Origin of the sequence: Paenibacillus kribbensis (assembly GCF_001705305.1) — a bacterium.
GTDB classification, from domain to species: domain Bacteria; phylum Bacillota; class Bacilli; order Paenibacillales; family Paenibacillaceae; genus Paenibacillus; species Paenibacillus kribbensis_B.
On sequence record NZ_MCBP01000007.1, the window covers coordinates 144362 to 158593 of the forward strand.

Sequence of the window (14232 nt, forward strand, 5' to 3'; positions counted from 1 at the left end):
TAAAGATGGTTAAATAAGTAAAATAGGCTCGTTTAATGTATACATCAGTCCTGTAGAGAAGGCATGCATCTAGCCAACTTGCGGGACTGTTTGATTTTTGAGGAAGGATACATTGCTGCAAGATGGCAAACGTACGTTCTTTTCTTCCTTGCCTCGTGTGCTATACTGTCTAATAGAATGTTGTTCGTTGGAAAGGAGGCCGCATCATGTCGGTCCGTTTGTTGATTGGCCGCTCGGGTAGCGGCAAAAGCGCGTTAATCCGTCATGAAATGACGTCTATGCTACGCGAGCAGCCGCTAGGTAAGCCTATGCTGCTGCTTGTACCGGAGCAATCGTCATTTGCTTCCGAGCATGCGTTGCTTACAGAAGCCGGAAACGGTATTCAGGGGTCGGTGCGCGCCCAGGTGATGGGATTTCATCGTCTTGCTTATTTAGTCATGCAGGAAACTGGAGGTTCAGCGCTGGTGCCTGTGACGGAAGAGGGCAAGAAGATGCTTTTATATAAAATTATTCGTCGTCGCAAGGATGAACTGAGTTTGTTTAAGGACTCGGGGGATCAGCTTGGCTTTGTGGATCGGTTGAATACGTTGTTTACGGAGCTAAAGCAGTATGGGAATGATACCCGGTCTGTACCAGAGCAGTTGGAGCGCATGCATGCCGCAGGGGAGTCGACCCCGATTTTGCGCGGTAAGCTCAAGGATATCAGTCTAATCTATGAGGATTTTGAACGCGAGCTGGCGCTTAAATATATTGACGGTGAGGATACGCTCCGTATGCTGGCAGAACAAATTGCCGAGTCATCCCTTGTGCGCGGGGCAGATATTTGGATGGATGGCTACCGCAGGTTTACGCCGCATGAATACAAAGTGGTAGAGCAGCTTATGCTGCACGCCTCTTCGTTGACGGTGGCGCTGACCTGCAACCGCAGCTACGAGAGCGGACAGCTTCCGCATGAGCTGGATTTGTTTCATCCGTCGGCAGCTACCTATGTAAAGCTTAAAGGAATGGCCGACGAACTGATGATAGAGACGCAGACATTATTATTGCGCCCAGATCCAATGCCGAGGTTCAAGGAGCGCCCGGCATTGGCGTATTTGGAGGCGCATTTTGAACATCGTACAGGGTATCGGATACCGCAGCAGCTACGGGATCAATGGGCAGACAAGCAGCCGGAGGGCATAAAGCTGTACGCTGCGGCCAATCGTCGTGCAGAGCTGGAAGGGGCCGTACGCGAAATGCGCCGTCTGGCCCGGGATGAAGGCGCGCGTTATCGGGAAATGGCTTTGTTTGTACGTCATATTGAGGATTATGAGCCGTGGGTGGAACCGATATTCAAGCAATATGGGGTTCCGGTTTTTCTGGATCAGCGGAGAAGTGTATTGCACCATCCCTTAGTAGAAATGATCCGGGCTTCGCTGGATATCGTCCAGCGGCGTTGGCGGTATGAGGATGTATTCCGTGCGGTCAAAACGGATCTTCTGTTGCCGCTGGATGGTCGGGTTAGCCGTGAGGACTTGGACCGTCTGGAAAATTATGCACTGGCCTGTGGAATACAAGGCAGCCGCTGGACAGACGGACGACCGTGGCAGGCTGTGCCCAGTCTGTCGCTGGAGCTGGAGGAGCAGGAGCGGAACCGACAACGGGATGAAACACTCGATTTGATGGAGCTGTGCCGTGATGTGATCGTGACGCCTTTACGTGCGTTTGAGAAACGTCTGGGCAAGGCCCGCACAGCACTTGAAAAGTGTGAAGCGGTATATCTGCTGCTGGAGGATGCAGAAATCGGTCACAAGCTGGACGTCTCTGTTCGTCAGGCTGAGAAAGCTGGAAATCCCGAGCAGGCCAAGGAGCATCGTCAGGTATGGGATGCGGTGCTTGAGCTGCTGGATCAGATTGTCGAAATGATGGGTGACGAAAGGCTGGATACCTCTTTGTTCGCGGGTGTGCTGGAAACGGGATTGGCCGAATTCCGTATGGGACTTGTGCCGCCAGCTCTGGATCAGGTACTGGTCGGCAACACAGATCGTACACGTGTAGCTGGCATCCAGCATGCCTTTGTACTTGGTATGAACGAAGGTGTGATGCCGGCTGTATTTCATGAGGACGGAGTGCTGAATGAGCAGGAGCGTACCGCTTTGAACGAACGAGGCGTTGAGCTGGCACCGGATATGACAAGACGCCTGTTGGATGAACGCTTTCTCGCTTATTCGGCTCTTACGTCTCCTGGCAAAAGCCTTTGGATGAGTTATGCTGTGACTGATGAAGAAGGGAAGTCGCTGCTGCCATCAGAGTTGGTTCGGCATGTCCGGCAGCTGTTTCCCGGTCTGGAAGAACGTCCATTGGCTGGATACCCATTGCCTGGAGATGCCTGGGCGGCCCAATGGGAGTATGCTTCCCATCCGTCCGAGGCTTTGCCGCAGCTTATTGCGCAATTACGGAATTGGCGGCGTGACGGTGATATTCTGTCTCCCTGGTGGGAGGTATACAACTGGTATGCCAGCCAGCAAGGTCGTGAAAAGGACAAGCTGCGTCAGCTGCTGACCTCTCTTTTTTACGAAAACCACGCCGAATTGCAGAAGGAAACGAGTCACCGTCTGTACGGCAGCAAGCTGCGTACCAGCGTATCCCGGATGGAACGTTTTGTCGCATGTCCGTTTTCGCATTTTGCCTCTCACGGTCTTCGTTTGAAGGAGCGCCAAATGTATCGCCTGAAGGCTCCGGATATCGGACAATTATTCCATGCAGCGCTTGGAGAAATGGCGATCAATCTGCGGGCAAGAAACATAAGCTGGGGGAGTCTCAGCACGGAGGAGTGCCGTCAGGAGGCGGAAACGACAGTGGAGCGTCTGGCTCCTCGCCTGCAAGGCGAGATTTTAATGAGCTCCAAGCGCTATGGCTACATTTTGCGCAAGCTGAAGGATATTGTGAGCCGTGCTTCATTGATTTTGGGTGAGCATGCGCGTAGAGGCAGCTTTGAGCCGATTGGGCTGGAGCTGGACTTTGGACCGGGTCAACCGCTTCCGCCCCTGACCTTTCGACTGGATAACGGCGTTGTCATGGAAATCGTCGGACGGATTGACCGTGTAGATGTGGCAGAGGGAGAAAAAGGCCTGCTATTGCGGGTTATCGATTACAAATCCAGCCAAAAGGATCTGAAGCTGCATGAGGTGTACTATGGCTTGTCCCTGCAAATGCTCACCTATCTGGACGTACTGCTGAATGCGGCAGAGGAATGGTTGGGCGAAACGGCCTATCCGGCAGGGACCTTATATTTTCACGTTCATAATCCGATGTTGCAATCGCCTAACGGTCTTAGCGCGGAACAGGCTCGTCAGGAGCTTTTGAAACGCTTCAAAATGAAAGGACTATTGCTTGCGGATCGAGACGTGGTTGGGCAAATGGATACGGCACTGGATAAAGGGTATTCCTCCATTTTACCTGTTGCGGTGAAGGCAGACGGCAGTTTTTACAGCAGTGCGTCCGTCGCTTCACCGGAACAGTGGGATAGCCTGCTGGCTTCGGTGCGTAACAATATTCGGACGATTGGAACACGGATGACAGAGGGCGATGTGGCCATTGAGCCTTATCGTATTCAGCAGGAGACGGCGTGTACGTTCTGCTCTTTCAAGTCTGTTTGTCAATTTGACGACAGTCTGGAAGGCAGTAGCTACAATCAATGGGGCAAACCCGGCAAGGATCAGATATGGAATCTGCTTGGTCATATACAGGATGGGAAAGGAGGAATGGACCTATGATAGGTGCATCAAGCACAAAAGGCATACTCAACACAAAAGGCATATCGAAGCCGGAAGGCAGCATATGGAGTGATGACCAGTGGCGTGCCATTGCAGAATCCGGCAATAACATGCTGGTGGCAGCAGCGGCGGGGTCTGGTAAAACAGCGGTGCTTGTAGAGCGTATTATTCGTAAAATCGTCGATCCCCAGCTCGGCTTCAGCGTGGATCGACTGTTGGTGGCGACCTTTACAAAGGCTGCAGCTGCCGAAATGCGTCAGCGGATACGGGAAGCGCTGGAGCGCGTACTGGAGCAGGAGCCGGAAAGTGAGCATGTACGCCGTCAGCTATCGTTGCTGAATCGGGCTTCGATTACGACGCTTCACTCTTTTTGTATGGAGGTCATTCGCAGGCATTATCAGGCCATTCCCCTAGATCCCGGTTTTCGGATTATGAATGAGCATGAGACGGAATTGCTGCGACAGGAGCTGCTGGAAGAGCTGTTTGAGGAAAAATATGAGGCTTATGATGAAGGCAGCACGTTCCGCAGGCTGGTGGACTGGTTTAGCGGGGAACGTACCGATGATGCAATGTATGTGCTTGTTCAGCGGCTGTACGATTTTTCTCAAAGCCATCCTTGGCCGGAGCATTGGTTGAGGGAGACGGCAGCAGCATTTCGTGTACAGGATGTGGCCGCTTTGGGAGAGACTCCTTGGGTTCGCAGCATTTTGGCGGATGCCGCGCTTTCCCTACACGGGGCTGCAAGCTTGCTGGAACAGGCGCATGAAGCAGCTATGCAGCCCGGCGGTCCTGCACCTTATGCAGCAACGCTGCAAGAGGATGCGGCGATGGTGAAGGGATTGCTGCAGGAACTGGAGACACAGCCATGGGCAACTCTGTATGATCACTTTCAGCTGGCTTCCTTCGGCAAGCTCAAGCCGGTCAAAAAAGATCAGACCGAGCCTGCATTGCAGGAGCGGGTCAAGCTGCTGCGTGAGGCAGCGAAAAAAATGATTACAGATATGAAAGCTTCCCTGTTCGGCAGGAGAGCGGAAGCCTATCTGGCGGAATTGCACGCAGCGGCTCCTCTGATGGACGAACTGGTAGAGACCGTCATTGCATTCGGGGAACGATTTCAACAGCACAAGCAGTCCAAGGGGATGGTGGATTTCGGGGATTTGGAGCATTATTGCCTCAAAATACTGCGTCATCCCGATTCGACTCCGGATAGACTGCTGCCTTCGGACGCTGCGCTTGAATACAAGGCGCAATTTGATGAAGTACTACTGGATGAATATCAGGATACGAACACCGTGCAGGAAGATATCGTGAGGCTGGTATCGCGCGAGGAACCGGGCAACCGTTTTATGGTAGGAGACGTGAAGCAGAGTATTTACCGGTTTCGACTGGCCGAGCCGGGGCTATTTTTGAATAAGTATCAACGGTATGGCATGCAGGAGCAGGAAGATGGCCTTTTGATAGACTTAGCGCGTAATTTCCGCAGTCGGGAGGAAGTAGTCGATGCGGTTAATTTGGTATTCCGGCAGATTATGAGCGTCGAAGTGGCTGAAATTGAATATGACGAACGGGCGTGGCTGGTGCACGGCGCATCCTATCCCGAACAAACGGAGCACGATGCTGTCTCTGCCTACGCACCTGAACTGCTGTTAGTTGATAAAGGCGGGAACGGTCTTTCGGATGCTTTGGAAGGAGCCGAATCAGGTGACGAGTCTGCTGTACAGGATAACGAATTGGCCGAGCTCGCGGAGCTGGAAACGGCGCAATTAGAAGCGCGTGCAATCGCGCAACGGATTAAGGAGCTGACTGGAGATACAGGACAACCATTGTTGATCTATGACCGAGGACTAAAAGCAATGCGCCCCGCAGTTTACGGCGATATCGTCATTTTGCTTCGTTCCGCCAGCGTGTGGGCTCCCTTAATTGTGGAGGAACTGCGGCTTGAGGGCATTCCGGCTTCCGGGGAGCAGACGACAGGCTTTTTCAAAGCAACGGAGGTTGAGGTGATGCTGTCTTTGCTGCACATTATTGATAATCCGCAGCAGGATATCCCGCTTGCCTCTGTGCTTCGTTCGCCAATTGTAGGCCTGACCGAGGATGAGCTGGCTCAAATTCGATTAGAGAAGCCTGACGGACTGTTTTATGGCGCTTTGCTGGCGGCAGCAGAGGCGGACCCGTTCGAGGGGAGTAAAAAAGGCATCTCCGCTGACCTTATGGAGCCGGACCTTTTTACCGGGGACTCGCTATCTTCCTTTGATTTTAGGAACAGGAATGACGGGAATACGTTGTCTGCGCGACTACGTTCATTTTTGCGTAAATTGGAAGCATGGCGCATGGAAGCCAGACAAGGCAGCTTAAGTGCATTGATTTGGAATTTGCTGGAGGAAACGGGATATCTGGATTGGGTAGGCGGACTGCCTGGCGGCTCACAGCGTCAAAGCAACTTGCGGGCGCTGTATGACCGGGCCAGACAATATGAGACTTCAACGTCTAACCGTGGATTGTTCCGATTTCTGACCTTCATTTCCCGTTTGCGGGAGCGAGGTGGTGATCTGGGTTCCAGCAGTGGCGGTACAGAGCCCGATCAGGCAGTTCGTATCATGACCATTCATAAAAGTAAAGGACTCGAATTCCCGGTTGTATTTATTGCCGGGACGGCTAAAATGTTCAATCAGCAGGATCTGAACGCTCCGTTTCTCATGCACAAGGAGCTGGGGTTTGGCCCCAAATATGTGGAAGAACAAAACCGGGTCAGCTATCCGACGCTGCCTAATTTGGCGATTCGTCGACGCTCCCAGCTGGAGCTATTGGCTGAGGAGATGCGGGTGCTGTACGTGGCGCTTACACGTCCGCGTGAAAAGCTTATTATGACCGGAACGGTGAAGGATATCGCTTCGCGCGCAGCAGGCTGGGCACGTGTCAAAGAGCATACGGAAACCGTCCTGCCGGACTATATGCTGGCGGCAGGCCGCAGTTATCTGGACTGGGTATGTCCCGCTTTGATTCGTCATCCTTCTGCTGTCGCATTGAGGGAAGCAGCGGATGTTCAAGCTGGGTATTTTCACAGGCTGGAGCACATACCGGGGGCAGACTGGCTTTTTAAAATTGTGGCAGCGGAAACTCTTTCCGGCTCCCGTGCGAGCTCGGATCATGAGGTAGAGGTATCGAACGAAGAGCGCCACCTGAAAACGGAAGCGCTGAGAAATGCAGAGCCTCTGGGCATGATTGCAGAAAGTGAAACGGATATTGCTGCGGCTCTTTCCTGGACCTATCCGTATGAACGGTCAGGCAGGACGGCAGCCAATACATCGGTTACCGAGATGAAAAGATGGCTCGAAATGCAGGAGATTGGAGCGGACGATTGGCTGAATCTATCTGCCTCTCAACGAGCAGAGTCACCGGAGGATCAAGAAGATTCTCACACAGGGGGCAATGCATTACATTTACGCAGACCTAAGTTTATGGGAAATCAACGTCTGACTCCAACGGAACGCGGAACGGTGTATCATACGCTGATGCTGCATTTACCGCTGGATGGGGTGATGAACGCCGAGGTTATTGAGGAAACCAAGGCCCGTCTGCTGAATCAGCGCATATTGCTGGAGGTTCATGCGAAGGCGCTGGATACGGATAAAATATTGCGCTTTTTCACCAGTGATCTGGGTGGCAGAATGCTGGAGGCAACCCACGTTCAACGTGAACTTCCGTTTACTTATACGATGCAGGCAGTCGATTACTGGAACCACAGCCTGCCATCGATGCTGCCAGCACAGGAAACACAGAAAGCAGGTCCGGAAGGTGGTCAGGACGATAAAGTGCTGATGAACGGGATTATTGACTGCCTGTTTGAAACGCCGGAAGGACTTGTATTAGTGGATTATAAAACAGACCGGATATCCGAATACCGTACGCTGTCTCATTTAACGGAGCAGTATCGTTTTCAATTGGAGCTTTATGCCTATGTAATCGAAACGATTACAGGTAAAAAGGTTGCTGAGAAGTGGCTGTATTTTTTAGAGGCTGGAGAGAGTGTACGGCTGTAGTTATGTGATAGAGGAAGGAGGAATAGTATGCGGATTTTGCACACAGGTGATTGGCATTTGGGCCGCACATTGGAAGGACGCAGCCGTTTGAAGGAGCAGGAAGCGTTTTTGGAAGAATTGGCGAAAATGGCTGACGATCAGCAGGCAGATTTGATTATGATGGCTGGAGATGTGTACGACTCGGTCAATCCTTCGGCGGCCGCCGAGCAGTTGTTTTATGAAGCATCTGCCCGTCTTACGGCTGGAGGAAGACCACTGATCGTTATTGCGGGCAATCACGATCAGCCGGAAAGGGTATCCTCGGTCACGCCGCTGGTAAGCGGGCGCGGAATTACACTGTTGGGACTGCCCAGCGGGAAAGCGGTGCGCGTTCATACACCACGAACGGGCGAAATGGCATGCATCGCAGCCCTGCCGTATCCCTCCGAGTCTCGTCTAAACGAGCTGTTGTCTGAGGACGGAGATGAAACAGTATTACGCGAGGCATATAGTCGCCGTGTGGGGTTGCTGATGGCACAGCTGGGTACAGCGTTTCGGCCCGACACCGTTAATTTGTCGATGAGCCATATTTATGTGCTCGGCGGGCTGGAGTCGGACTCGGAACGTCCGATTCAGGTCGGGGGAGCCTATACGGTCGATCCGTCAGCGCTGAGCATCGGGGCGCAATATACAGCTCTGGGACATTTGCATCGTCCCCAATATGTGAAGGGAGACGGGCTGATGCGTTATAGCGGCTCTCCGCTGGCATATAGCTTTTCCGAGGCGGGACAAGCCAAATCGGTTACGTTGATTGACGTGGTTGCCGGCAAGCCTGCACAGGTCGAGGAACTGTATATTACCAGTGGACGTCCATTGGTGAGGTGGCGCGCACGGGGAGGTCTGGAAGAAGTATACCGCTGGCTGGACGAAGGGCTGGATATGGATGCTTTTATTGATCTGGAGATTACGCTGGATGAAGCGATGTCGATGGGGGATATTCAGCGGCTGCGCAAAAGCCGTGAAGGCATCATTCACATTCGTCCATTGTATCCTGAAATGGCTGCAGCACAGCTGGAGCATCAACGATCAGAACTGCCGGTTCATGAGCTGTTCCGGGCCTTCTATCAGCGACAAACAGGCGGAGCACAGCCGGATGATGGATTGGTGCAGCTTTTTTTGGAGCTGGTGGAGCAGGATAATGCAAGAGACCACGCTGAGGAGGAGGATGTATGAAACCGATTCTTCTGAAATTGGCGGGGCTGCAAAGCTATCGGGAGCCGCAGGAAATTCGTTTTGACGAGCTGACCGAAACCGGACTGTTTGGGATTTTTGGCCCCACCGGGAGTGGCAAATCAACGTTGCTCGATGCCATTACGTTGGCTATGTACGGTAAAGTGGAGCGGGCGGTGAATGGTACTCAAGGCATAATGAATCATGCTGAAGACACGCTGTCTGTAGCCTTTACGTTTGAACTCATGTCAGCGCAGGGACCTCGTCGTTACCGTGTAGAACGACGTTTCAAACGCGCTGGAGGCGTATCTGTTAATAATACGCTCAGTCGTTTTATTGCGCTCACGGAGGACGGCGAGGAAGTGCTTGCTGACAAGGTGCAGGATGTGACGCGCTGTGTGGAGGAGTATATCGGCCTGAAAATGGACGATTTTACACGTGCCGTCGTGTTGCCGCAGGGAAAGTTTGCGGAATTTTTGTCCTTAAAGGGTAGTGAACGCAGGCAGATGCTGCAGCGTTTGTTCCATTTGGAGAAATATGGCGATCAACTGGCACAGAAGCTCAGTCGTCGTGTGAAGGACAATGACATTGCATTGAAAGAGCTGGAAGCGGAGCAGCAAGGTCTGGGGGACGCGAGTGCTGAAGCGCTTGAACATGTGGAGGTGCGTCTCAAAGAAGCAATTGCCAATGCAGAGGCTTCGCGCCGTGAGCTGGAGCGTGTTGCTCGCGAGGCGGAAGCGCTGAACAAAACCCGCGAATTGGTCATGGAGCGCAGTCGCCGGGCGAATGAGCTGGGGCAGCTGGCAGCACTGGAGCCATCCATTGCTTTGTTGGAGCACAAGCTGCGTCAAGCGTCGGCAGCCGAGGCATTGCTGCCAGTGCTGACGGATTGGAAGGAAGCCGCAGCTGAAGCGGATCAACGTCAAAAGGCCGCCGAAGAAGCGGCGGTTCAGGCCACATCAGCGCAGGAGGCTGCGCTTGTGTCTGCACAAGCAGACGAACAGGCCCGGCAAGCGCTGGGTGCGGAGGAGCCAAAGCTGCTGCTGCGGATCGATCAGCTGGAACAGGCGCTTCAGCTGGAGCGTGATACGGAGGTGCTACGGACCGAACGGGAGCGTCTCGCGGCAGAGCTGGTGCAAAGTGAGCAAACCCTTGCTTCATATGGCGAAGGACTCGCCAAGGAGCAAGAGCTGCAGGCACGAGGCTTGAAGCGGCAGCAGGAGCTGCAACAGGAGCTAAAGCAAAATGAAGTGCGGGCAGATGAGCGACGTATGCTGCAAGAGGCGGTGCAACGGCTGCAACAGCTGGAGACAGCAAATGAGCAATTACGTGAAGCTGAACAGGAGTACGCCCTTCAGGAGAAACGACTTGCGCAAGCTGACGAGCATCTGAAGCTGACGGAGCAGGAGACACAGGAGACGGAGGCGCGGCGTTCTGCTCTTGCTGCACAGGTGGCTGAGAGCATCGAGGCGTTACTGGCGCTGGAGGCGGAAGTTACAGCCGACGTGTCGGTACTGGCAGCCGAGGAGGAGCAGCTGCGCCGCGAGCTCCGCGCCGAGGAGCTGGGCCGTCTCGCACAGCGTCTCGCCTCCGAGCTGCGCGAGGGCGAGCCGTGCGCGGTGTGCGGCTCGCTGCACCACCCTGCACCTGCCGCCGCCGTGGCCCATGGCGCGGATGCGTCTGCGCCGGACGAGCTGCATCGCCTGCGGCTTGGCTTGCAGGAGCTGCGCCTCACGCTGCGCCAGCAGCTGCACGAGCAGCGCAGCCTGCTGGCGCAGCCCGCCGTCGCAGACAGCGGCGCTGCTGCCACGGGCGAGTCTGCCGCGCCCTCCACAGCGCCGGCAGACCCGCGCGGTGCCGCCGCTTGGGCGGCTCGCTGCACGGCGCTGGAACGGGCAGCGGCTGAGCTGGCCGCCCGTGCCCGTGCGCTGCCTGCAGAGGCGCACGCCTTGCGCGAGGCAGACGCCGCCGGGCAGCAGCGGCGTATCCGCGCAGCTGCGGAGCAGGAGGCGGCTGCCGCAGCGCTGACACAGGCGCGGAGCAGGCGCGAGGCATGCGCTACGCGCAGCGAAGGATTGCGCGCCGAATGGGCGACGCAGCTGCCCAACGTGGTGCCGGGCGAAGCCGCAGAGCGTTATCGCGCCATGCAGGAACGCGATGGGCGCGCGGAGGAGCTGCGGTCGCGCCTGGAGACGAGCGTGACCTTCCTCGAGGAAAAAGCTGTACATATTCAGCAGATACAGCAGAGCATCATCGAGGAAGATAAAATCATGATTGCCCGTCGTACAGGGCTCCAAAGCAAAGACGATTCGTTGCGCGAAAAGCGGGAACAGCTCCGAAAATGGGTTGGAGAAGGGCAGGCAGCTTCCTTGCTGGCAGAAGCGACTTCACGCCTACAGAGACTCAAAAACGAAGCTGAAATCGCGTCGCGTCGCCGTACTGAAGCGGAGGAACGCAAGCAGCAGGCCGTTCATGCTTCGTTGATTGCCCGGCAGGCATCCGACTCGGCTGAAGAAAGACGGAAGATGTCTGAGGCCCGTTGGAGCAGTCGTCTGGAAGATTCAACTTTTGCGACAGAAGCAGAGGTTCTGGAATGCTGTCTGGGGCCCGATGAAGCCGCACGTTATGAACGTGAAGTGAGCCTGCACCGACAAAGAGAACAAGAGCTGTCTTCTCGCTTAAAGCATGTGGAAGAGCAGCTGAATGGAGCAACCGTTACGGAGGAAGAGTGGGAAAGAGCTGCTGCGCAGCTTCGCGATTGCCGTATACGTGACGAAGAGGCGCTTCAGAATCGTGCCAAGGCCGAGCGTGATCTGGAGGATTTGCAGCGTCGGCATGTTCGCTGGGTGGAGCTGGAGTCCAATCGTATACAATTGCGTAGCGAGGCAGAAAAGATGTCCAAGCTCCAGTCTGTTTTTCGGGGCAATGCCTTTGTTGAATATATTGCTGAGGAACAGCTCATGCAGGTCAGTCAATCGGCTTCACGACGGTTGCGTTTTCTGACCAAGCAGCGTTATGCGTTAGAGGTAGATTCCAGCGGTGGTTTTGTCATTAGTGACGATGCCAACGGTGGAGTCAAGCGTCCGGTATCGACCTTGTCCGGCGGCGAGACATTCCTGACCTCCCTGTCGCTTGCGCTTGCGCTATCGGCTCAGATTCAATTGCGGGGCCAATACCCGCTTCAATTTTTCTTTCTGGATGAAGGCTTTGGAACGTTGGACCCTGAGTTGCTTGACACGGTGATCACCTCCCTGGAAAAGCTGCATCACGATCAACTGTCTGTTGGTGTAATCAGCCATGTGCCGGAGCTGCGGGCTCGTCTTCCACGCAAGCTGGTCGTTCTACCCGCTGAGCAGGCTGGAGGCGGCTCCAGAGTGGTTATGGAAACATTTTAAAACAACGTGATGCAGATCACAGATACAGTTTCAGAGTGTTGTTATAATACAGCTAAGCCGACAAGTTAATCATACAGCACCCCGGCGGACGTATGCTGAGGAAGGGATTTCCCGGTATACGTCCGTTCAGAGGGGCTCTGCCAAGAGCCTCCGGGGTGCTTCTTTTTTTTTGCAACCCGAAATTCGCCCAATTTTCTGTAGCACATAGCCCGTTTTTGAATAACATACGGTATACATGCAAGAGCCTAGGAGGAAATAACCATGGAAAATAGCATGCCAACCGTTACAGCACCGGAACAAACGGATGCTAAAACACTGTGTCAAAAACATATGTATCGTTATGTATGCGTATGGGTGAAGGACGGAACCATGTATGATGGGATTGTAGAACATGTGGATGATGAGAAATTGTATTTAGCCGTTCCTGTTGGCGAGATGGAGAACGCGAACGTAAACGTGAACGCGAATGTGAACGCGAACGTCAATCTTCCTTATCCACCCAGCAACTGCGGCTGTGGCGGTTCCCGAGCCTATGGGGGATATGGGTTCTATCCACCTTATCCTGCCTACGGATATGGATATGGATACGGCTTCCCTTACGGTCGCCGACGCTTTAATCGTCTGATTCTGCCACTGGCTGCGCTAGCTGCGATTGGCCTGCTGCCTTATTACTAAGCACAGGTTGCCTCATCGCCATAGTGAACACGTTTAGTCAGCTCGCATAATAAACATCTTCTACATGTACAGCAAAGCGGTTTTACTGACGAATTATAGATGATCACACCAAAAAAGCTGTTTCTTCCGTCAAGAAGAAGCAGCTTTTTTATCTATATCCTCCACTAGATTTCAACATAGAAACCTCTACACTTTATAAACTACGTTTTTAGCGTATCTGCACAAAGTGGTATTTCCTTTTTCCGTCCCAAATAATTGGTTCCAATGACCCCGATGATAATCAGCAGCGAGCCAACTAGATGATAGACCGTTATGGCTTCCCCGATAAACAAAGCTCCCGCTGCAATGGATACGATCGTTGACAGATTCGTAAATACACTCATTTTGGAGGCTTCTATTTTGGATAAAGCATAATTTGCAGTTAGTGAAGTGATGAGCGAGGCAACAACGCCAAGATATATAATGGACAGGACGAAGGTTCCGTTACCGGATAATGAGACAAACTGGCCCAGTGTTCCACTTTGAATGTGGTTAGTGAGTGAGATGACCAGAAACGTAATAAATCCGATACCCATCATAAAATAACTGATTTCTGCCGGGCTAAAATGCCTGGAGAGAGAACGTGCCAACACGCTGTACCCTGCAAAAGCCACACATGTCAGAAAAAGCATGGAGATTCCGCCCAAATGCGACACGCTGAAACTGTTTCCTTTCATGATAAAAATGAAGATGACGCCGAATACCGATAAAAAGATCGATAGCTTCTGTAAAAGGGTCGTGGTTTCTTTTAGAAATAACGAGGCGATGATCATCGTCACAACCGGTGTGAAGGCGTACATAATACCTCCCTCGGCGGAAGTAGCGTACTGTAAACCAAATGCTTGCAGTGTGAAAAATCCTAACGGGTACATCAGAGCCAGCAGCAACGCTTTAAATATGGGTTTGCCCCGATAAGACAGCTTGATCCACCCCAAGGCTAACGGAATGGACATGACGATAAAGGAAGCTGCAAACCGATAGGTTAGTGTATCAATAGGATGAGCATACACCAGTGCCATTTTAGTGAATAAAAATGAAAATCCGATAATTGCAGCATTCAGCACTGCAAACATATAAGCCAATTTTAATCCTTTTACTTGTGAGTTCATAAGATTCCCA

General features: G+C 53.2%; 6 protein-coding genes. 5 read left to right on the forward strand and 1 reads right to left on the reverse strand.

The features are described 5' to 3' along the window. The first annotated feature begins 206 nt into the window (after positions 1 to 206). From addB to BAZ21_RS14725, 5 genes are all read left to right on the forward strand, one after another. Entirely contained in the window at positions 207 to 3755 is a 3549-nt protein-coding gene (gene addB, locus BAZ21_RS14705) for a helicase-exonuclease AddAB subunit AddB (RefSeq protein WP_068502012.1), read from the forward strand. After that, the gene (gene addA / locus BAZ21_RS14710; RefSeq protein WP_068502014.1) at positions 3752 to 7795 is read left to right on the forward strand and encodes a helicase-exonuclease AddAB subunit AddA; all 4044 of its coding nucleotides are present in this window, start codon (positions 3752 to 3754) and stop codon (positions 7793 to 7795) included. Before addB ends, addA begins: the two co-directional genes overlap by 4 nt. Positions 7796 to 7822: 27 nt before the next feature. Further along, positions 7823 to 9007: an exonuclease SbcCD subunit D gene (locus BAZ21_RS14715; protein ID WP_068502016.1), complete on the forward strand. Its 1185-nt coding sequence runs from the start codon at positions 7823 to 7825 to the stop codon at positions 9005 to 9007. Further along, the gene (locus tag BAZ21_RS14720) at positions 9004 to 12399 is read left to right on the forward strand and encodes an AAA family ATPase (protein WP_068502018.1); all 3396 of its coding nucleotides are present in this window, start codon (positions 9004 to 9006) and stop codon (positions 12397 to 12399) included. Before BAZ21_RS14715 ends, BAZ21_RS14720 begins: the two co-directional genes overlap by 4 nt. Positions 12400 to 12660: 261 nt before the next feature. Further along, complete coding sequence (locus tag BAZ21_RS14725) at positions 12661 to 13074, forward strand: hypothetical protein (protein WP_068502021.1); 414 nt, start codon at positions 12661 to 12663, stop codon at positions 13072 to 13074. Positions 13075 to 13274: 200 nt separating this feature from the next. On the opposite strand, the gene BAZ21_RS14730 is transcribed toward BAZ21_RS14725, so the two are convergent. Next, positions 13275 to 14222 carry a DMT family transporter gene (locus tag BAZ21_RS14730; RefSeq protein ID WP_068502024.1) on the reverse strand — a complete coding sequence of 316 codons (948 nt, stop codon included), beginning with the start codon at positions 14220 to 14222 and terminating at the stop codon, positions 13275 to 13277. Positions 14223 to 14232: the final 10 nt, after the last annotated feature.